This window comes from Roseibium sp. SCP14 (genome assembly GCF_040329475.1).
In the GTDB taxonomy this organism is placed as follows: Bacteria; Pseudomonadota; Alphaproteobacteria; order Rhizobiales; family Stappiaceae; genus Roseibium.
On record NZ_JBDZYH010000005.1, the window covers coordinates 156,086 to 176,556 of the forward strand.

The 20,471-nt window shown below is 57.2% G+C and carries 20 protein-coding genes; 6 read left to right on the top strand and 14 right to left on the bottom strand.

Features of this window, described 5'->3' with window-relative positions; genetic code table 11:
• Positions 1 to 393 precede the first annotated feature (393 nt).
• The gene (locus ABLQ08_RS20855) at positions 394 to 1,719 is read right to left on the bottom strand and encodes a CAP domain-containing protein (protein ID WP_352945852.1); all 1,326 of its coding nucleotides are present in this window, start codon (positions 1,717 to 1,719) and stop codon (positions 394 to 396) included.
• A 619-nt stretch (positions 1,720 to 2,338) separates the two neighbouring features.
• The gene (locus ABLQ08_RS20860) at positions 2,339 to 3,007 is read right to left on the bottom strand and encodes a DUF3883 domain-containing protein (protein WP_352945854.1); all 669 of its coding nucleotides are present in this window, start codon (positions 3,005 to 3,007) and stop codon (positions 2,339 to 2,341) included.
• A 322-nt stretch (positions 3,008 to 3,329) separates the two neighbouring features.
• On the opposite strand from ABLQ08_RS20860, the gene ABLQ08_RS20865 reads away from it, so the two are divergent.
• Positions 3,330 to 3,971: a DUF4259 domain-containing protein gene (locus tag ABLQ08_RS20865; RefSeq protein WP_352945856.1), complete on the top strand. Its 642-nt coding sequence runs from the start codon at positions 3,330 to 3,332 to the stop codon at positions 3,969 to 3,971.
• 171 nt (positions 3,972 to 4,142) lie between these two features.
• On the opposite strand, the gene ABLQ08_RS20870 is transcribed toward ABLQ08_RS20865, so the two are convergent.
• Complete coding sequence (locus ABLQ08_RS20870; RefSeq protein ID WP_352945858.1) at positions 4,143 to 5,141, bottom strand: aldo/keto reductase; 999 nt, start codon at positions 5,139 to 5,141, stop codon at positions 4,143 to 4,145.
• Between the two features lie 221 nt (positions 5,142 to 5,362).
• Positions 5,363 to 6,055 carry a helix-turn-helix transcriptional regulator gene (locus ABLQ08_RS20875; RefSeq protein ID WP_352945860.1) on the bottom strand — a complete coding sequence of 231 codons (693 nt, stop codon included), beginning with the start codon at positions 6,053 to 6,055 and terminating at the stop codon, positions 5,363 to 5,365.
• A 107-nt stretch (positions 6,056 to 6,162) separates the two neighbouring features.
• On the opposite strand from ABLQ08_RS20875, the gene ABLQ08_RS20880 reads away from it, so the two are divergent.
• Positions 6,163 to 6,636, top strand: coding sequence for an SRPBCC family protein (locus tag ABLQ08_RS20880; protein ID WP_352945862.1), 474 nt, complete (start codon positions 6,163 to 6,165; stop codon positions 6,634 to 6,636).
• 124 nt (positions 6,637 to 6,760) lie between these two features.
• Here the strand turns inward: ABLQ08_RS20880 and ABLQ08_RS20885 are convergent, their stop codons facing one another.
• The 3 genes from ABLQ08_RS20885 to ABLQ08_RS20895 form a co-directional block, all read right to left on the bottom strand.
• The gene (locus ABLQ08_RS20885) at positions 6,761 to 7,531 is read right to left on the bottom strand and encodes an ABC transporter ATP-binding protein (protein ID WP_352945864.1); all 771 of its coding nucleotides are present in this window, start codon (positions 7,529 to 7,531) and stop codon (positions 6,761 to 6,763) included.
• Complete coding sequence (locus ABLQ08_RS20890; protein ID WP_352945866.1) at positions 7,528 to 8,589, bottom strand: FecCD family ABC transporter permease; 1,062 nt, start codon at positions 8,587 to 8,589, stop codon at positions 7,528 to 7,530. Before ABLQ08_RS20890 ends, ABLQ08_RS20885 begins: the two co-directional genes overlap by 4 nt.
• Before the next feature lie 64 nt (positions 8,590 to 8,653).
• On the bottom strand, positions 8,654 to 9,808 hold the full coding sequence (locus ABLQ08_RS20895) for an ABC transporter substrate-binding protein (protein ID WP_352945868.1): 1,155 nt from the start codon (positions 9,806 to 9,808) through the stop codon (positions 8,654 to 8,656).
• Positions 9,809 to 10,062: 254 nt separating this feature from the next.
• On the opposite strand from ABLQ08_RS20895, the gene ABLQ08_RS20900 reads away from it, so the two are divergent.
• Positions 10,063 to 11,430: an MFS transporter gene (locus ABLQ08_RS20900; RefSeq protein ID WP_352945870.1), complete on the top strand. Its 1,368-nt coding sequence runs from the start codon at positions 10,063 to 10,065 to the stop codon at positions 11,428 to 11,430.
• Between the two features lie 46 nt (positions 11,431 to 11,476).
• On the opposite strand, the gene ABLQ08_RS20905 is transcribed toward ABLQ08_RS20900, so the two are convergent.
• The 5 genes from ABLQ08_RS20905 to ABLQ08_RS20925 all read right to left on the bottom strand — a co-directional run bounded on the left by ABLQ08_RS20905 (position 11,477) and on the right by ABLQ08_RS20925 (position 14,910).
• Complete coding sequence (locus tag ABLQ08_RS20905) at positions 11,477 to 11,869, bottom strand: GFA family protein (RefSeq protein ID WP_352945872.1); 393 nt, start codon at positions 11,867 to 11,869, stop codon at positions 11,477 to 11,479.
• A gap of 136 nt (positions 11,870 to 12,005) precedes the next feature.
• On the bottom strand, positions 12,006 to 12,572 hold the full coding sequence (locus tag ABLQ08_RS20910; protein ID WP_352945874.1) for a TetR/AcrR family transcriptional regulator: 567 nt from the start codon (positions 12,570 to 12,572) through the stop codon (positions 12,006 to 12,008).
• 3 nt (positions 12,573 to 12,575) lie between these two features.
• Positions 12,576 to 13,109, bottom strand: a complete 534-nt coding sequence (locus ABLQ08_RS20915; RefSeq protein ID WP_352945876.1) for a dihydrofolate reductase family protein — start codon at positions 13,107 to 13,109, stop codon at positions 12,576 to 12,578.
• Positions 13,110 to 13,267: 158 nt separating this feature from the next.
• Positions 13,268 to 13,948, bottom strand: coding sequence for a DUF2161 domain-containing phosphodiesterase (locus ABLQ08_RS20920; RefSeq protein WP_352945878.1), 681 nt, complete (start codon positions 13,946 to 13,948; stop codon positions 13,268 to 13,270).
• Between the two features lie 92 nt (positions 13,949 to 14,040).
• The gene (locus ABLQ08_RS20925; RefSeq protein WP_352945880.1) at positions 14,041 to 14,910 is read right to left on the bottom strand and encodes a LysR family transcriptional regulator; all 870 of its coding nucleotides are present in this window, start codon (positions 14,908 to 14,910) and stop codon (positions 14,041 to 14,043) included.
• 140 nt (positions 14,911 to 15,050) lie between these two features.
• Here ABLQ08_RS20925 and ABLQ08_RS20930 point away from each other — a divergent pair, with 140 nt between their 5' ends.
• Positions 15,051 to 15,584: a cytochrome b gene (locus ABLQ08_RS20930; protein WP_352945881.1), complete on the top strand. Its 534-nt coding sequence runs from the start codon at positions 15,051 to 15,053 to the stop codon at positions 15,582 to 15,584.
• 27 nt (positions 15,585 to 15,611) lie between these two features.
• Here ABLQ08_RS20930 and ABLQ08_RS20935 read toward each other — a convergent pair whose 3' ends face one another.
• Positions 15,612 to 16,493, bottom strand: a complete 882-nt coding sequence (locus tag ABLQ08_RS20935; protein ID WP_352945883.1) for an amidohydrolase family protein — start codon at positions 16,491 to 16,493, stop codon at positions 15,612 to 15,614.
• 228 nt (positions 16,494 to 16,721) lie between these two features.
• On the opposite strand from ABLQ08_RS20935, the gene ABLQ08_RS20940 reads away from it, so the two are divergent.
• Positions 16,722 to 17,246, top strand: a complete 525-nt coding sequence (locus ABLQ08_RS20940) for an AAA family ATPase (RefSeq protein WP_352945885.1) — start codon at positions 16,722 to 16,724, stop codon at positions 17,244 to 17,246.
• 41 nt (positions 17,247 to 17,287) lie between these two features.
• On the opposite strand, the gene ABLQ08_RS20945 is transcribed toward ABLQ08_RS20940, so the two are convergent.
• A complete protein-coding gene (locus ABLQ08_RS20945; protein WP_352945887.1) occupies positions 17,288 to 18,913 on the bottom strand; it encodes a thiamine pyrophosphate-binding protein in 1,626 nt (541 codons plus the stop codon).
• 388 nt (positions 18,914 to 19,301) lie between these two features.
• On the opposite strand from ABLQ08_RS20945, the gene ABLQ08_RS20950 reads away from it, so the two are divergent.
• Complete coding sequence (locus ABLQ08_RS20950) at positions 19,302 to 20,471, top strand: alpha/beta hydrolase (RefSeq protein WP_352945889.1); 1,170 nt, start codon at positions 19,302 to 19,304, stop codon at positions 20,469 to 20,471.

Here is a 20,471-nt window from a genome sequence, read left to right on the forward strand (position 1 = left end):
TAATCAAAAGAGCCATTCAATCTTGTTCTTGTGCCTGTAATTCGCATGGCACTTTGTTTTCCACACTCTAACTGTCCTGTTCCTAGGACGTGTTGGCAGAAAATGGCATTTTTCGGAAGTCGGCCCGGCTTGAGGTTGAGTACTTGAAGCGGCAGCTAAAAGAGCTGGTCTGGCACACGGTGTTGAGCCGCAAAAACCGAGTGTTGACACCCCAAACGGCACTGCAGATCGTAAAGACCGATGCCCCTCCCTGCGGACGCATCGAAACCTGCATTGTTGAGGGGATGAGATGTCCAATCGATTGCCTTCTCATCCGCATTGACCGGGCTGGCCATCGCAGAACGCGACAGCCAGCCCGACTTTCCAAGTCACAACGAAACTGATCCGTTGGTGTCAGCAGAACAGGTCGAACGCATCCACAGTCGACAGATCGGTAACGCCGGTGAGGGTCAAGGTGTTGCCGGCACCGAAATCGACAACCGTGTTTCCGTCCTCAACAGTCACATTGTTTTGCCAGGACTCCGCGGGATTGCCGCCTTTCCAGAGATTTCGATGGAGGAGCAACGTGTCTTCCCCTGCGGTGAAGTCCGTGATCGTGTCATTTCCTCCGGCGAAGAGGAACAGATCCGGGCCCTCGCCACCGGTCATCATGTCGTCTCCGGCACCGCCGATCAGATAGTCCCGGCCATCGCCGCCATCCAGAACGTCGTTGCCCCGGCCTCCGATCAGATAATCGGTGCCACCGCCGCCAAAAAGCAGATCGTTGCCGGAGCCACCGTTGAGGAAATCGAAGCCGTCATTGCCTGTTACGGTATCGTTGCCAGCTCTCGCGAAGACCGCTGACCATGACCCGGTAGAGACCAGATTGTCGTCACCTGAGGTGCCACGTGCGAAGCCGGAAACAGACACGCTTTCCCTCGGCTCCGGTGTGGGCACTGGCTCCGGTGTAGGGTCCGGCTCTGGTGTGGGATCCGGCTCCGGCGTAGGATCCGGCTCCGGTTGTGGGTCAGGTTCCGGCGTGGGATCCGGTTCCGGCGTAGGGTCCGGCTCCGGTTGAGGGTCCGGCTCCGGTGTGGGATCCGGTTCCGGCGTGGGGTCCGGCTCTGGTGTGGGATCCGGCTCCGGTTGTGGGTCAGGTTCCGGCGTGGGATCCGGCACCGGTGTGGGGTCCGGTTCCGGTGTGGGATCCGGTTCCGGCGTGGGGTCCGGTTCCGGTTGCGGGTCAGGTTCTGGTGTGGGGTCTGGCTGGGGTGTCGGTGTCGGATCGGGCACCGGTGTCCCGTCCGGCTCCACGGACCCCGATGTATCCCCATCGGTCACCGCAAAATTCTGCGTTACAATTACCGCATCGGTCCCCCGGAAGTTACCCCTTTCGATTCCGATCCCGATCTCCGTGAAATCAGGATTGAGAATATTCGCACGGTGCCCCGGACTGCTCATCAATGTTTCATGCAATTGACGGACGTCATCTTCGATGCCTTGCGACCCCCGTTCCGATTGCCAGGCAATGTTTTCGCCTGTCCGCCAGCTGCCTTCCAAGGGGTATCCACTGTCGGATATCCGATCGGTCGCCGAGGAACCACCTTCACCGGTGTGTGAGAAATTGCCCGAGCGCAGCATCCACTCACTGTGCTCTTCACTGGATTCGTTGAGTAAAACATTCAGCCTCAGGGGCTGTAGCCCGGCATTGGCCCTCTCTTCATTTATTAGTTCGAGCATCTGTCGCTCGAAGCTGCTTGCACGCGCCATACGATGACCTTTCTTGCTGCGTGGAACCCAACCCTTTTTGGGGCGCGTTCAAACGTGAAAGGGATGACAGGCAAAAGAGAGGTCAAACCTTGATAAAAATACGAAGGTTTGGTGCAGGCGCTGCACCAATATTAACTGTAAAGATGGAGCCTCAGGAGGCGTTCCGGCAGGGTGGCGGAAATCGTACCGGACCGGAGATCCTGCCCCCTGTGGAATCCGTAAATCAACCACTTACGGACATTCTTGTTGCAGACAACACGATTGACCGCACTGTTGTGAGGGCTCTGGCGTCCTCCGATGACGCCCGGACAATCTGTTCAGAATTGGGCCTTATTAAGATGAGGGACCGTCAGAGCAGCCGTTTCTTGGGCCTCAGTCTGTTCGGCACGGCCCGACCGATCTGCACACACGGTGCAGACATGTCCGTTTGACCGGAAACGTGTCCGGACCCTGCCGGACGGCAACCGGCCCCAGAACCGACATTCGCAGAAATAGCTACACAGGCCGCATTGGGCTCTGAACACCCGCTTGTTGCAACACGTCAAACGCCGGTCGAAGCAGAAACCTTTCGCTCACCAATCCACCCTGATCACCCGAAACTCGCCTGAAAGCTCGTCGCGGTCAGTGCGACATGTGCTTCAAGAGGTGGCCGCAGTTCAAAAGCCCTGGGACCTCGCGCGAATTCATAGAGGCGGAAAAGATACCAGTCCTCCTTCCGGGCTTCGGCGACATCCAATTCGTTTCGGGATATGTGAAACGGCGTGCGCTCCCAGCCGTTCGTTGTCTTAACCTCGATCAAACGGTCCCTGCCTGCCGGTGTGAAGCTGAGAATGTCGTAACCGGCCCCATCACCATCTTCCTGAGAAACCCAGCGAACGCGTTTTGCCAGATCTTCACGGCCCTGATGCTGAAGCTGGGAACGCTCGCGGTGAAACACCAGCTCTTCCCCTGCCTTGCCCAATGCCCTGTTGCGTTCATCGCGGCCAGCAACATCGAACCTGCGCGCAACGGCCTGCAGCATTTCGGTTTCTTCCGGCGGGGGCGCATTCCTGAGTGTCGGCGCAACTCCGACGAACAGTGCCGAGGCCTCGGCCAGTCCGGGTGGTTGCGCGTCTTTCAGCGCGACCTCCCAGAGCGGGTGCTGCGCAAGCCAGCGCATGATTGCTTCCGCCAGCGACATCTGAAAATTGAAACGGGGTTGATAGCCCTTGATTATCGGCAAACCCAAACCTTTGGCGGCGGCCGAGATATTGCTCAATTTGAACTCAATCGCCCCGCGGCTACGCCCGGTCTGCTGCTGAAGCAAACGGTTTTGAGCGGCTTTGACGTACGGACGACCAGAGAGCTCATCACCAAGCATCGAAAAATAAGATGCAACAACGGCGTCATTTTCAGTATCTGACCAATTGTCCGAACTCATAGCACCCAAGTTAAACTAGCGCTCTGGTTGTGTCATTTCGAAAAATGCTCTGCGCAGGACAATCCACCGCAGGACGTCTTTCGATACGATTGAATCAATTGTTCACCTGGTTCCTTAACGCCGCTTGCGTAGAATTGCGCAACACCTGCGGGAGAGGGTCATGGGCGTTTGGGCGTCAGGCAGTTTTGGCAATGATACGGCCCTGGACTTTGTGGCCGACGTGAAGAGCTTCGCGGCGGTGCGCGACACCCTGAAGAAACTTGAACCCGATACCGGCGCGCTGGATGCGGATGAGGCATCGATTGCCCTGGCGACTTGCGACATGCTTGCCGCCGCCATTGGACGGCCGCCCGCCGATCTTCCCGACATGCCGAATTTCGAGAACGAACAGGTTTCCGAAGATCTTCTGGAGAGTGCCAGAGCAATCGTCAAACGGGTAAGGGAAACGTCGGAACTGGCCGAACTCTGGTCGGAAGAGGATGATGCTGAATGGCAACTGGAGCTGGACGGCCTGCTGCTGCGCCTGACACCGTCAGAGCCATATGAAGCCCCGGCCAGAAAAGAGGAGCCGGAGCTTCCAGAGGACTTTCTGGGATATTGCTATCTTTGCTACGGGATGGTCACCGAGCGCGATGGCATCAATTTCGAATATACGATGCCGGAAGGTGGAACCCTGTCGATACACCCGCATCGCAAATGCGTTGAGGCCCTGATGTCGGGACCGCATTGGGAAAAGGACGGTTCGCCGACGGAAAAAACCAGAAGGCGGCTCATGCAGGACATGGGATTTGAAGTTGATTGACGACCCGAGCGGACCGGCGCGTTTGCTTCGCCGGGCCCTACCTGCGAACGCCCGCTCCAGCAAGGTCCCCTGCCGAGTTTCGGCCTGGAGCAGACATTCGCATTTGAATTCATACAGGGAGTTCAGGTCGATAGCCTATGCCGGGCTCCTGAATTCGGAGCCCGGTTCGCCTCAGCAATACCGCTCCGGTCCGTTCCATTGCTCGGCCGAATAACGATCCCCATGCGCCCAGCCGACCGGCAGCACCGCCTCAATCCGTTCGAGATCGGATTGCGTCAGGCTTAACGCGGCTCCCGAGAGGCATTCGCGCAAGTGATCGACCGACCGCGTTCCGGGGATCGGGATCACATGTGGTCCGCGGCTGAGCAGCCAGGCATTTGCCAGCCCGGCCGCCGACGTGCCCATTTCGGCTGCGAGTTTGCGGAAACCTTCCGTAATACGCAGGTTCTCCGTCAGGTTCGGTTCCATGAAGCGCGGGTTGCCCGCAAGGAACGGCAGATTGGCGATCCGCTCGCGCGGGATCGGATTGTCCGTCAGCAGCGACCGCCCCACGGGCGAGAATGCCACCATGGCGACCCCCAGCTCGGCGCAGGTCTGTACAAGTCCGAGATCCGGGAAGCGTGTGGAGAGGGAATATTCTGATTGAACGGCGGCGATGGGAAAGACTTTCGATGCGCGCCGCAAGGTTGAAGGGGCAACTTCCGAAAGACCGATCGCCCGGGCCTTGCCCTTTTCAACGAGCCGACCGAGATTTGCAGCCGTTTCTTCCGGCGTGAAGCGCGGGTCGCGGCGATGAGCGTAGAAGAGGTCCACATATTCCAGACCAAGCCGTTGCAGCGACTTGTCCAGTTCGGCTTCCAGGTGTTCCGATGAATTGTCGAAAGTGCGGTTGCCTTCCGGATCAGTCGTGATGGTTGCCTTCGTCGCGATGACAAACTCATCCCGCGCGCCCGGATCAGCCTTCAGATAGGTTCCGATTGCGCTTTCCGACTTCCCCATGCCGTAGACATTTGCCGTGTCCAGAAGCGTCACGCCCAAATCACGGCAGGCATCGAGGATTGCGTGGCTCTCTGTTTCATTCGTGGGCCCGTACATGTCGGCAAAAGACATTCCACCGTAACCGATTGCCCCGACTTCCGGTCCGTTAGCACCCAACCTGCGTTTTTCCATTTTGCCTCTACCCATTGAAGAACCTGAACAATTCTTTTCTGTTTCACTATTTCAGTCATGAAAGCGTCGAAGCCTATATAGGTCTTCCGGCCGTAATCAGCTTCACTTCAGCGATAATTTTTTGATCCTTCGAAGACAACACATACTCCTTCGGACCGGTCACGACCCGACACCGGAAACGGAGATTTTCATTCTTCCTGTCAACTTGAAGCGCGGCCGTGTCAGCCCTGATGCCGTTTTTCCATGGCCTCCTCCCACTCCCTGACCAGAACTTCGCGGCGCGCCGGATACTTGTCCTCAAGCACCTTCAGGTTCTGCACCCGGTCCGTTCGAAAATGCCTGTAATCCTGTCTCGTTTCGCACCAGGCGACGATGTATCGGACTGCATTCAGATAGGCGATCAGCATCGGCCAGACCACACGGTTGGTGACATCCCCGTTTTGGCCCTGGTAGGTGAGCTGCAACCGCGAGCGATCCCGTATCGCACGCCGCAAGACGACACCGTCGAACTGATCCTGGACTTGGGAGCGGGTGGCAATGGATCTGGAACTTGCATCCAGCACGATCGGGCGCAGTTCCTTCGGTATGGCCTCCGACAATTTGGCAACCAGGTCCCTGGCGGCACGGGCAAGCGAAGGGTCGCCTTGCAACGTCACCCAGGTGGCGCCAAGCGCGGCCGCCTCCAGCTCATCAGCTGTCAGCATCAGGGGTGGCATGTCATAGCCATCGTCCAGCACGTAACCGGTACCGGCCTCGCCAATGACAGGCACGCGCTGCGCGGTGAGTTCGGCCATGTCGCGATAAAGGGTCCGCAGCGATATCTCCAGCTCATCGGCCAGATCACGCCCTGTCACGGGCGATCGTTTTGACCGAAGAATCTGGATGATCCGGAAAAGCCGTTCCGTGCGACGCATTTCTATCTCCTACTGCCACACTGCTGCCACAACGGTGGCAGCAGGGCAAGTTTATGAAGTTCTCAGAAACAGAAAAAACGACGCGATTGCTGAAGTGAGTGGCCCCGATGATACACCACCAACGCACCCTTTTGATCGATGCCAGCCCGGAAGCCGTCTGGGCGGTTCTTGATCGTTTCATGCACATTGATGAGTTTGCACCACTCGTGAAATCGGTCGATGCGCTCACCTCGGGCGCCAATCAGGTTGGCTCGAAACGGCGCTGCCATTTCGATGACGGCAACTCTCTGGTGGAAGAAGTGACACAGTGGCAGCCAAACCGCGGTTACCGCGTTCGCCTGCTGGATACCGATCCCATGCCGCTGAAGGAAGCCTACGCAGAGCTGCGCATCCGACCCCAGGGTTCCAGGCAGACGCTCGTGGAGTGGAGCATGGACTATCGTGTCAAATACGGCCCGATGGGCTGGCTGCTGGGCCAGACCATGATGAAAATGATGATGGGCAAGGTCCTGGATGGAAACCTGAAAGGGCTCGCCGACAAGGTTCAGGCAGGCGAAACAGCATCCGTCTCAGCGGCCTGAACGAGACACTTCCTCATGAGCGGGACCCCAATCCTCTCGCGGAGCCAGCAAGACCGACAATCAATCGTTCAGCCGCTTTCGGCCAAATGTCGAGCTCAAGGAAGCTGCGCTTCGTCGCTGGACCTCATGCCAGCCTCGCGTCAACATAGAGCGCTCCTTTGCTGGTGCGCTCAAGATCCGCCTTGACGCGATAGGTCTCGCCGATTTCCGGCAGTGCGAGGATGTCGCCTGGTCGCCCGTCGGCCAGGATCACGCCCTCGCGCAGCAAGATCAACCGGTCACAAAACTTGGCGGCAAGATTCAGATCGTGGAGCGCGGCAATGACCACCGGTTTCTTGCGGTCCATCTCGTTGCGGATCGAGGTCATGATCGAAAGCTGGTGGTGCAGATCAAGCGCGCTTGTCGGTTCGTCGAGCAAGATGACTTCCGGTGCGCGCACGATGGTCTGCGCCACCGCGATCATTTGCGCCTGGCCGCCACTGAGATCGGCAATACCGCGATTGGCGAGATGTGACAGGCCAAGCGCATGAAGCGTGTCCGACACCCTGTCGAGATTATCGGCATCGACCCGCCATCCGGTGGTTTGCTTCAGCGCCAGAAGCACGCTCTCGAACACCGTCAAAAGCGCATTGCACCCATAGGCTTGCGGCATATAGGCAATGCATTGCGCCCGGTCCTTGCGGCGCAGGTGCGTGATGTCTTCGCCGCCGATGGTGATGTGGCCTCCCATCGGCTTCACCAATCCGGCGATCGTCTTGAACAGCGTTGATTTACCTGATGCGTTCGGCCCGATGAGACCGACAAAGGTCGCGGGTTCAACGTTCTTGACGGAGACATCGTGCAGAATTTCCGTTCTGCCATATCCTGCCCGAAGGTTCGTGATGTTCAATGTCATGACAGCCGCTCCCGCCGCGTACTGAGAATGATCGACACAAACACCGGCACACCGATCAGCGAGGTTATGATCCCGATCGGATAGATGATGCCCGGGGTGATAGATTTCGAGATCAGCGACGTCAGCGACAGGACCAAGGCCCCGACCAGAGCCGAAAGCGGCACGAAATAGCGTTGGTCTTCCCCCACCAGGAGCCGCGCTATGTGCGGACCGACCAGCCCGACGAACCCGACCGTGCCCACGAATGATACGGCGGTTGCAGCAAGAAGGGAGATGCAGATCAGCATCTCCACACGCAGCCGTGCGACATCGACACCCATGCTTTCAGCGGTGGCCTCGCCCATCCGCAAAGCCGTCATGGACCATGTGCGGTAAAGACTGAAGGGAATGGCGATGCATAACAGCAATGTGCCGAGGCCGATCTTCTCCCAGCTCGCACGGCTCAACGATCCCATCATCCAGAAAACGATCCGGGCGATCTGATCTTCCGAGGCCATATACTGCATCAGCGCCAGAAGCGCGGAAAAGGTGAAGAAGATCGCGATGCCGAACAGAATCATCGTCTCGGACCCAACACCCTTGAGGCGTGTCGCAAACAGGATGAAGCCACATGTGGCGAGCGCAAAGACGAAAGCGTTTGCAGTAACGAGCAAATGCCCGACGGCAGGTATGATTGAAATCCCCATCACGATCGCAAGCGAAGCGCCGAAACTTGCAGCCGCCGAAACCCCAAGCGTGAACGGTTCGGCCAACGGGTTGTTGAGAATGGTCTGCATTTGCGCGCCTGCAACCGCCAGGAGTGCACCGACCAGCACTGCGGTCACCGCGACAGGCAGACGATAATCCCAGACAATGACCTTCAACCGGACCCCGTGGGACATCGGGTCGGCGAAAACGTCAAAGACCGTGGACAGCGGGTAGTTTCCCGGGCCCGTCGCGACATCAAGAAAGAAGCTCAGCGCCAGGAGACCGGTTACGACGGCAATCATTCCATAGCGGCGTGCGATCTGAGATGCATAGCTTTGCCGCATCTCGATGACATTCACATCGACACTCATCTGAAATTTCCTAAAAGCAAAATGGCCCCGCCACGAAGCTGGCGAGGCCTGAAAGGCTTTCGGCTCAGCCCTCGACTTCGAGGCTGCCCCAGAAGACGCCGGAATAGTCGATCGGCAGGAACCTTTCGTGCAGTTCCTTGATCGTGGCATCCGGGTTCACGTCCTCAAACAGCTCCGGATGGATCCACTTGGCAAAGGCCTGCATGGCAACGAAGTGATAGGGGCTGTTGTAGAACTGGTGATAGACCGAATGGAACCGGCCGGACTTTACGGCTGAGAGGTCGGACCAGCCCTCACGAGCAGCCAATGCGCCAAGACGCTCTTTCACCATTTCGTCAGTGGCCTCATAGCCGAAGAGAACGGCGGCCGTGTCCGGATTGGCTTCGGACCAGTTGCCACCGGTGCCGATGATGATCTCGGGGTCATCGGAAAAGATGGCTTCAAGAGAAACGTTGGTCGCAAAACCCGGGAACTTGAGCGAACCCCAGTTGCGGCCTCCCGCAAGGTCGACCAGGCGCCCCAGATTGGCGGCACCAAATGTCGAGCAGCATTTGGCCGGGTTGTAGCCCGCTGCACGCTCGATGAAGACGATCGGCCGTTCTTCGGCCGGGATGGCTTCAACACGCGAGAAGATCAACTTCATCTGCGACTGATAGTAGTCGGTGAAGGCGTCCGCTGCATCGCGCTCGTCAAAAATGCGCCCCAGCAACTGAATGCTCGGTACCGTGTTCTGGGTCGGGTCCTGCCGGAAATCCACGAACACTGTCGCGACGCCCGCCTCTGCCAGCTTGTCGATAATTCCGCTTTCCTGAGCCTTCAGAAGATTGCCGAGGTTCATCAGCACAACTTCCGTTCCCAGCGAAATGACGGCTTCCAGGTTCCATTCGTCTGAATACGGGCTGCCGAAGCTCGGGAGATCAGCGGCTTGCGGAAACGCTTCCCGGTACTTGCGGTACGCATCCGGATCGAAACGCACCATGTCGTCTTTCCAGCCAACGACGCGTTTGAACGGGTTGTCCTGGTCCAGCAGCGCGATCGTGTAGATCATGCGCCCTTCACCAAGGACGACCTTGCTGGGGTTCTTTTCCACTTCGACCGTGCGGCCGGCGATATCGGTTACGGTGATTGTCTCTGCGTTTGCGAACGTGGCTGAAGCGAAACAAGTCGCTATGGCTAAAGCAGCGGAGCAAAGACCCGCCGTCAGTGATCCGACTTTCATGGGTCTCTCCTGTCAGGAATGCAATCCATGGCTCTTCCATGGGCGAACGAACCTAGGCTGGTCCGGCAAGCATTGTCAATAAACTGGAGTCAAATACTCAAGATATTATTTTCGTGTCCGTTTGTGCTCTGCGTGACCGAAAACAGTGGCCCGAAGTCTTCTCCCGTCAGACCCGCTCATCGCAGTTGCGAAGCCAACGGACATCTGAAACTCTACCGTCACAGGCATAACTTCCGGAGAGACAAGAGCAATTGGTGGCTGAGAACCGGAGAAAATGGTGGCTGCTCGGCGCAATGAGCGGCGTACTCGGGCTCATCGTGCTGGACGAAACCATCGTTGCGGTGTCGCTGCCGTCGATTACTCAAGAGCTCGGACTGTCCGTCTCGGCAGCCCACTGGGTAGTGAACGCCTATCTTCTGAGTTTCACCTGCGCTGTGGCGATTGCCGGCCGCCTTGGCGACCAATTCAGCAGGAGACATTACTTTTCATCCGGTGCGGCACTCTTTGCCGCCGCCTCGCTGCTTGCCGCACTTGCCAGTGACGGGACGACGCTCATTGTTGCCCGCGTTCTTCAGGGCATTGCCGCTGCCGTGATTTTCCCGACATCGATTGCGCTCATAACAAAAGCATTCGATCCGGAAAAACGTGGAACGGCGTTCGGGTATCAGACCACGGTCGGGGGCATATTCATGGCATCCGGCCCGTTGGTCGGCGGGCTGCTTACCCAAACGCTTTCCTGGCGCATGATATTCTGGGTCGGCATTCCGATCGTTCTTGGAATTGCGGTACTGCTGTGGCTGATCTGGTCACCGAATTACGATGTGCAGAAACACAAGACTTCCAGCGCGCAAACACCACTGGAGTTTGCAGGACCCGCCTTTCTGATTGTCGGTCTCTTCGGTCTGGTGACATCTGTGATGCAGGGCCCCTCATGGGGCTGGACATCCCCCATGACACTCGGTCTTATTGTCCTCGGGCTCGCGACCCTGGCCCTGTTCCTGCAAAGGGAACTGACGCATCCGGCACCGCTTCTCGACATATCGCTCCTGAAGATCCCCGAGTTTGCCGGAGGTGTTTTCATCTTTGCGATTTTTCAACTTGAGAAGATCGCCGTTTTCGTCTTCGCCGCCCAGTTCTTCCAGGACATTCTGGGCAGGACACCCATCTTGTCAGGCGTCGCAGTTTCCCTGGCAATCCTGCCAACGCTCGGCACATCGATCCTGGTCGGAAAGCTCACGGATAAATTCGGCTCGAGGTTCACGCTGGTCAGAGGGGTAACCTGTCACGGGGCGGCACTCATTCTCCTGGCCTTTGCAGCAATCCAGCAGAGTTTCCTTCTGGCTCTCATACCTCTGATACTTTGGGGAGCCTCCATGCCGAGTATCGCCATCCCGGTCAGGCGGGTGCAGATGAATGCCGTGCCGAAGGACAAGCACGCGCAGGCGAGCGGTATCAACCTCACCATTCAAATGCTCGGAGGCAGTTTCGGACTTGCAGTCTGTAGCGCGCTCATCACTGAAACCGGCAGTTATCCCCTGCTCTTCTTCGTTGTCGGATGCCTCACGCTTCTGGTCATTCCGATCGGACAACGCTCAATGGCAAAACGCGAAGGCCGGGCATAGCGCAATCCGTCCAACCGATTCCAAGCGTATGCGGATTTGAGAGACCCTAGTCTTCAAAGCGACCTGCGTCGTCCCGATCACGTTCATGTTGTTTCATGCCGGGAAAGGGCGGTAGCCACGCCTCGCGGCGGGTCGTCCAGCATTCATAAGTGGGCTTCAGCTGGTCAGGGGCATCGAGCGAACCGAGATGCACCTCGACTTCATCACCGGAACGGGCAAAAATCGACGAGCCGCAGTGAGGGCAAAAATGCCGGCCCGCATGGTCCCGCGTTTCACCTTCAATTGTCACTGCATCTTGCGGGAACACGGCTGCAGCATAGAAGAGAGCGCCATGATGCCTGCGGCAGTCGAGGCAATGGCAAATGCCGACCCTGTACGGACGTCCTGACGCCATGATACGCACACTGCTGCAGACGCATCCGCCCGTGAACCGTTCCATGTCAGGTCTCCCTTAAATCACGCTCTGGTGCCGGACCGTCATTCGCCAGCTCGCGGGCGGCCAACTACACCGGGTTTCGACTTCACTATACCCACATCAACCAGTCCAACGCAGATGCGCTCTTCCGGTGTAGTACTCAGGATTCAGACACACAGGTTCGAAGCACCCAGTCGACACTTCTGAGAAAATCTTCCTCAGTCAGATTATGTTCCGGAGCGGCAGCAACCGCTGAAAAAACAAAACCATGTGTGTAGTCGACCAGCAGATTGAGCATGACGTCATTCGGGTCACCATCGTTCAAAAGTCGCGTATTCTTCCTGATCTCTTCCGTGATCTCAATGATCTCTGAACTCATCAGCGATGTGTCGTTCAGGATGCAGCGCACGACCTTCGCGTTTTCAAGTGCTCTGACGCAGTACATGGAGAGAATGTGCCGAAGGCGTTCGGCGGGTGTTCTCCCTTGAATGCTGCCACGCGTTCCCTCGAAGGCACGTTCAACCAGCGCGGCGAGCAGCTCCTGCTGACTGCCAACGTGATACTTGATCGCCATTGCCGTCACACCAAGGCCGTCCGCCAGCCGCCGGAACGACACCGCCTCAGCGCCGTGCTCCCGAAGCAGCGGCAGCGCAGTTGCCAGGATACGCTCTCTGGAGAGCGTCCCGTCCCGTTTTTGAGGCCGCCCTGCGGCTCTGCCGGATGTCATGTCTCAGGTCACCACGTAGCGCATTTCGACAAAATCGGACCCGAACCGGCGCACGTCTTCAAGCCTCAGGTCAACGTCCTTGTCCAGTTCTCCGAACATCCGGATACCTTCGCCAATCAGGATGGGAGCGATCGCAATCCGCATGTCTGCGACGTAACCGGCGCGCAGGAAGGATCGAATGATTGCCCCGCCATCCACATAGACCCTGTCAACGCCGCGCCCGTCCAGTTGCGTCATCAGTTGGTCAGGTGAGAGACGGCTGATTTCAACCTTGTCTTTCACGTCTTCCGGGATATTGTCCTCGGCAAGAGTTTTGCTCAGAACCACAACGGGTTTCCGGTAGGGCCACTCGCCGAACCCAAGAACGGTCTTGAACGACCCGGTTCCCATGACAATGACATCGATGCTGTTCTGAAAATCCGTGAAGCCGGTATCTTCAGAGCCGGTGTCGAATTTCATCAACCAGTCAAGTGCGTGGTCCTTGCGCGCAACAAACCCGTCCAGGGTCATGGCCATCATTGTGTGCCCGGTCGGCATTGTTATCTCCATAATATTTATACACTGTATAATAATGAAGGACGGAGACTGTCAACAGTCCTTGCAGCACTCGCTGTCTGGAACATCAGCTGAAGGTCATCGGCCGAGTGCCGCAGACCTTACGCATTTATCGAGCTGAATTTCTTGCGCAGAACGACCTAACCCAAGTCGGTGTTTTTCACCTGATCCTGGATGGAGGCTGCCCCCTTGGGGCTCAAGGCATAAACGCCACGTTCGACGCGTTCAAACCAGCCATAATGATCGTCGGCCATCATCCTGGTGGCACGCTCGACGCCGGTTGCCTTGGCCACATCCGTACCACGACTGGGACCGTTCTCCTCCAGGTGTTGAGCGCAGCGGATCGCATCCTGGCGATAAGCCGTCACCAGGGTTACGCGGGTCGACCCACCAGTGTTCGGATCGCCGACACGGCGGGAAAACTCTCTGAGTAGCCGGTCCTTGCGCGGCTTCGATTTGCGCGGAGTATAGGGAGCCGGGTCTGAATGCACCTCAACCAAACCATCGGACAGCCTGACAGTCATCAAGCCAAGACCCAGTCGCCGGGCAAGCTTGAGATTGCTCTTGAGCGCTTGCTGAAACCGCCTCCCCGTCCCCCGTGCCACTGCAACATAGACGGCATCGGTGACGGCCTGACGCTCGATAGCCTGGTGGAAAAGCGTCAAGGAGAAGCCGGTTTTCAATTCAACGATCACCGGGTCTTCATCACCACGGCAGGCAACGATATCGGCGGCACCCACCTCGGCCTTTACCTCATACCCCTGCCCGACCAGATAAGCCTTGACCGGCGGGTAGAGATCGGTTTCCAAAATGCGTGCCATCCGGGCATCCTACGTTCGAAGCTGCATACAAGCGATTGAGCGTGAACGACTGCCAGGCAAAAGGAGCGACCCGGAAGTTCACTGACCACATTCTAAAGTGCATGTTTTAATGAGAGCAGTTCCTCGGTCAGAAAATCGACAAACCGTCGGACACGTACCGTCTTTTGAAGATCCGAATGCAGCAAGATCCATAACCACGGGCCCTTGGACAGTTCCGTCTCCGGCACGCGGCGCAGGTCTGGAAACGCGTTTTCAAAGAGAGTTGGCATATGTGACATTCCGCAGTGCTGACTCAGCAGGCGAACCCGCATATAGCCGTCGCTCACCTTGTGCCTGACCTTCGCCATTTGGAATGGTGACGGCACACGCCAGTTTTCGTCTGCGGTTCCAATCCAGCTCAATCCTTTGCCCTGTTGACCTGCATTGGGGAATACATCCCGAAGGTATGTCTCACTGGCATATACGCCCAGGGTCAATCTGAAGAGCTTTCGAGCAACAACATCATCCGCGACATCTTCTGCTGCGCGCAGCGAAACGTCGGTTTCGTCGTTGGTTATGGATTCAACCTCTGACGTCAGATGAAATTCGAGATCGATGTTCGGATATCTGTCGTGAAACCGTCCAATGATCGGGGCGATGAAATCATAGGCAAGCGTGGGAGAAAGCGAGAAGCGGATCGTCCCCGTCTCGCTTTTGTCCAACCCTTCCACCTTTTTGCGCGCAGCGAGGACAGTTTGCTCCGCGGCTTCGACCACAGGCAGCAACGCCTCTCCGAATTCCGTGAGAGTGAACCCGCGCTTGGAACGATGAAACAGGCGGACGCCATAGCTTGCCTCCAGAGCCTGAATGTTCCGGTTTACGGTTCCATAGCTTGCATTGATCGTGTTTGCCGCGGCGCGCAAGCTGCCCGTACGGGCAACAGCAAGAAAATACGGCAACTGCTCCCAATCGAACGATCTCATTTCACCTTCATCTGTTTAACTCACGTAACAAGGTGTTCTATCTTGTTATATTTTTGAACGAATGACCATCTGCTAAATCGCGTCGAGATACCTCGCTGACGGCAAGATTTTCGCATGTCGGCTTCAAAGGGAGACGTTAGATGAAAAGATATCATCCATTGCTTGTCGCGTTTCATTGGCTTGTCGCGATCATGGTCCTGGTTGCACTGGTTGTCGGCGGACCAGGGCTTGCAGAATTGAAAAACTCTGACCCTCAAAAACTGACAGCACTCATCGGTCACATGGTATGGGGCATGGTCATTGGCGGATTGATGCTCGCGTTTCTTGCCACACGTGTGTTTTCGCGCAAACCGCCTTACGCTGACGCGGAACATCCAACACTGAAGGTCGGCAGAAAATTCACCCATGTGGCACTGTATGTGCTGGTTCTTGCGATGGTTTCCAGCGGCATCGGAATTGCCCTTTCCGCGGATCTGTTCGCAATCGCATTTGGTGGCTCTGAGGCGCCATTGCCTGCCAGTTTCAATGACATTCCAGCACGCACAATTCACGGTATCATTGCAACGCTTCTGCTGCTGTTGATCGCTTTTCACTTGCTTGGCTGGGCCTATCACCAGTTCGTGCTCAAGGATCATCTGATCAGCCGCATGTGGTTTGGGCGAAGAAGCAGCTAGGCATGTTCTCAATCGGGCCAGTCGGGCTTACCGCTCGAGCCGATACGCTTCTTTCGCCGTTGAAAAATAGACGGCGTCCCTTTCTTCAAGCGTCAGATCGCGGAGCAGTGCCTTGTAAGCGGCCCAGACGGTCTCATAGGTCGACGTGAGTTTTTCGATCGGAAAATTGCTGCCAAGCATACACCGCTCCGGGCCGAAAACCTCCAGAACCTGGTCGACCAGCGGCCTCATGCTTTCCACGGTCCAGCGCGCATCTGCTTGAGACAGGCCCGAAATCTTCATGAAGGTGTTGGGCAAATCGGCAAGCGCCCTGATGCCGTCGAGCCAGACACCCAGAGCCGCATCGTCACCGGCAATCGGCGACCCCAGATGGTCGACAATGACCGGAATAGCCGGATGATGCGACAGAAACTCTGAAAACGGGCGAAGCTGGGTGTGCCAGCAGGTCAGGTCGAAGGCAGCATCGATGCTTGCCAACGCACCAAAGCCTTCTCGCCAGGCAGAGTTGGACAACAAATCTTCCTCAAGAATGTCCGGACGCGGAGACGATTTCTGCCACCAGATCTCCTGCCGCACACCGCGAAAGACCGGGTGTCGTGCATGCCGTTCAAGAACGTTCGGAAGGTCAGGCTGGCAAAGATCTGCGTAAGCGACAAAACCCTCGATACGCTCGCCGTTCTGATGTTCGTCGGCAATGGTCTGTATCCAAGCGGTCTCTTCGACCGGATCTTTTGAGTGGTCCATCTCAGCCTGGACGGCCACGAATGTAATATCGGTTCCACCGGTCTCCGTTATCGCATCGTCCAGAAGGTAGGTATCGGGAAGATCTGGAAACGAACCGCGTTTATGCCATGGATAATCAAGCTGTGCGGTATCCCAAAGGTGAATATGAGCGTCGATCCGTTGCATGTTCAATGCCCCATTGCGTCCTGTGTTGGAGAGTAACACAACCAAGGCGTGACGAAGGAGGACTGTCCGGCAGACCTGCCCCAATTTCCCAGGATACCGGCTTCTTCATCTGAAAACCTACGAAGTGCGGTACAGTTCGGGCATTGGTTGCCGAATAGAATCCTGCTCTATTCTCCCCGTGATCCGCTTCAGACTGGCGATCGTGTTTTCAAGCAAAATGGACGAAGCATGTCATACTTGGTCTCCTTTTCCGGTCTTCCCGGCGTCGGAAAGACAACAATTGCCCGCGCTTTGGCGCGCGAAAGACAAGCCGTCTACATTCGCGTGGATTCCATTGAAACCGCCATAAAGGAAAGTGCGTTGCGCCCTGCAACGGTCGAGGACGCGGGCTATCAGGCAGCATTTGCGGTCGCCAGGGACAATCTTGCAATTGGCCTCAACGTGATTGCCGACACCGTGAACCCGGTCGAGATTTCAAGGCGCGCCTGGGCCGAGATCGCGACAACCTGCAACGCTCTTCTTCTTGATGTGGAAGTTGTGTGTTCCGATCCTGTCGAACACAGAAGACGGGTGGAAAACCGGATCAGCGACATAGAAGGCCTTCACCAGCCATCCTGGCAGGACGTGCAGGATCGTCATTACGAAACATGGTCGGAACCCAGATTTGTGCTGGACACCGCCTTGCTGACCCCTGAGGAATGCCTCTCAAGAATTGCCGTTGCTCTTGGAGGAGATAATTCCGCAAGGGGGTGACATGGAATTTCTGATTGGCCAACTGAACCAAAACTTCTCGGTCAGATCCTCATGCGCGGCACGTCGTTCGGGTCGAGGCGGAGTTCTATCAGCAAGGGTTTGTCGCGCGTTTCGATTGCCTTGATTGCCTCTTCAAGGTCATCCGCTGAGTTCACGGCAATCCCCGCACCACCAAGCGAGGTTGCGACGGCAGCGAAGGAGGGCCAGTCGAACATGGAAAGGCCCGGATCCATACGCCGGTCGAGGAACTGGATGTGCTCGGCGCCATAGGCGGAATCATTGCAGACAATGACGATGAGGTCCTGCTTCATGCGCACCGCCGTGTTGAACTCGTTGATGCCACCCATCATGAAGCCGCCATCGCCGGTGAACAGCACCACCGGACGATCCGGCGCGGCGAAAGCTGCCCCTAGCGCTTCCTGCAGGCCGAGGCCGATCGAGCCGAAATTCGCGGTCACGAGAAAACTCTTCGGGTCGGGCGCGGAGATCCGGCACCAGACTTCAGTCATGAAGCGGCCGCCATCGGTCGCCAGTATGCGGTCCTTTGGCAGGACCTGTTCCAGGCGATCCAGCGCATAGACGTAGTTGACGAAACCGTCCCTGGCATCCCCGGCCTTGCCGGGAGGATGATAGGTGAGCGCTTCCATGTCCAGTTCGGCAGTGAACCCACTTGCCGGGATTTCAGCTTCATCCAGCCAGTAGACGATGTTGTCGGCCGTCAGGCCGGCGTCGGCAACCAGCGCCGCATCGGCGTGAAAGTTCTTGCTGACCTCCGTCACCGTATTGTTGACCTGCACCACGCGTTTTCCCTTCATCAGGGCGCGCCTGTCGGTGGTGAAGTGGTGCAGGCTCGTGCCGAAGCAGATGACGCAATCGCTTTTTGCAATCACGTCATAGGCAGCCGGCGTGCTGAGGGTTCCGAAGATATCCATGTTGTAGGCGTGGCCGTTGAACAGCCCCTTGGCCTTGAGCGTTGTCGCCAGGGGCGCTTCCAGCCTGTCGGCCAGCCGGATGAGTTTGTCCCGCGCATCCGTGGCGCCGCCGCCGGCCAGAACAATCGGACGACGCGCGGAAGCAATCATGCCGACCGCAGCATCAAGATCATCGCCTTCCGGAACATAGGCTGGTGCCCCGAATGCGGGAAACACGACCTTTTCATGATCAACTTCCTGCCACATGAAGTCGGCGGGCATGTTCAGAACGACAGGTCTTTTTTCTACCCGGGCGCGGTAAAAGGCATGGGCGACATCATGGGCGGCGGTCTCGGGTGCGCGCAGCTGCTCAAACCCGGCGCCGGTCACTTTGACCAGTTCGCGCTGATCGATGCTCTGAAGGTTCTGCGGGTTCATGACCGGTGTGTCGCCGGCGAGCAGCACCATGGGGATGTGGCCACGCACCCCCTCGGTCAGCGCCGTTACGCAATTTGTCAGCGCCGGTCCGTGCGTGACCGTGGCAACACCCAGCTTGCCTGAGACATGGGAGTAGGCAAGCGCCATCAGTACCGCACTGCCTTCAAAGGAAACCGGCACAAAGGTCGCTCCGCAGGCGCGGACATAGTGATCGACCATGAAGAGATTCGCATCGCCCATCAGGCCGAACATGGTGCCGATGCCCTGGTCCTGGATTGCCTGGGCAATTGACTGGTAGGCGTAGGTCTTCTTGTCCATCCCGGGTCTTCAGACCTCCCTGCTGTTTTTCGTGCCGACCGGTTTCGTGGCTGCTCTTAAATGACTGACTTTGCGCAGCCGTCTATCATCGATGCGACAATAGTTACATTTGTAACCTTCGCAAGCTTAATTCCACTCGAACGATTTTATCAGGGAGATGTCTGTGCGCCACGCACGAACTCGTTCGCGTGTGGTCAGTGGTGTGTCAACCGCGCAGGCGGTGATGCAGGATGATCGGTACGGCCAGGCCCTCTTCGCCCGACAAGTGGCGGGCAAGGAATTTCAGGTCGACAGACGCAATCGCCGCGGCAATCATATTGGGCAAATTCGTCCACACGCCCGAAGCATTGCGACAGAGCTGCTTGGACCTGCGAGAGGGAGCAATGTCATGTTCAGATTTTCAACCGTCTTGTTGCTGGTTCTTCTCGCATCCAGCGTCCAGGCCGCTGACACCTGGAAAGCAGAAAGACTGAAATCGAATGCGGACGTTTATCCCGGCGAAGAACTTCTTTCGACAAACGGCATTGAAACGCTCACCTATTTCAAGGCAGGCACGTCCACCAAGCCCATGATGATATTCGTGCCTGGAGGATTTCATCTTGCGCGCGTCTCCTATGGTTATCCAGGTGGAAACGACCAGGACTTTCTCGCATACTGGCTCGGACAACTGGGATATTCGTTTCTCGGCGCCTCCTATCCGACCGGAAACAAAGTCTATTCAAAGACTTATCCCGGCTTCACGATCCGTGACTGGGGCCGGCAGGTCGCCGCCAGCGCGAAATACTATATCGAACGGGAAGGGCTTTCGAACGACATCATCGTTCTCGGCTGGAGTGCCGGCGGCCAAATCGCTCAGTCCGTCAATGAAGCCGCCCAGGCCGAGGGTCTGAATGTCGAGCTGTTTGTCTCGCTCGCTTCGACCCCGCCGGTCCCGCTGCTGCTTGCGGCGCCGGGAGAAATCAAGGAGCAGTCCGACGGTCTGTCGACCGCGCCGCAACTTTATGAACTCTTCAAGCAATATGTGTGGGCACAGGACGAGATGAACGGCCATGCCATCATACCGTGGAATGTGTTCGAGACCGACATTCTCGGGCCCATCCCGGTGGCCCTGAATGCGATCATGATGGCCTCCAGGTATGAAGACGGCAAATACGTCAAGGACCTGGACTGGTCCATTGCGGATACGGGCGCCCTGAAATTCTCGGACTTTCCGCTTGTCGTGACCATTTCCGGCAACAAGATCCTCGACACCGTTCACGCGGCAACAGACCGGGGGAACTGGGGCATCTATCAGATCCAGCATCTGTTCCGGAACATTGTGGAACCGGCGTTTGACGGAACGGAAGAGATCGACCCGCAGGAATGGCAGGGGCTCATGGATGAAATGTCCTACGCGACCTCAGGTGCCCTCAACGCCCGCGTTCCGGGCAATCACTTCTTCTGGTACGGGCAATTCGGCGCGCGCGAGACGGCGCACCAGATCGATGTGCTCAGATTCCGGGCCGACAACCTGCGCACAAACATGAAAGCGATTATCGACCGGATCAAGAGAAAGTAA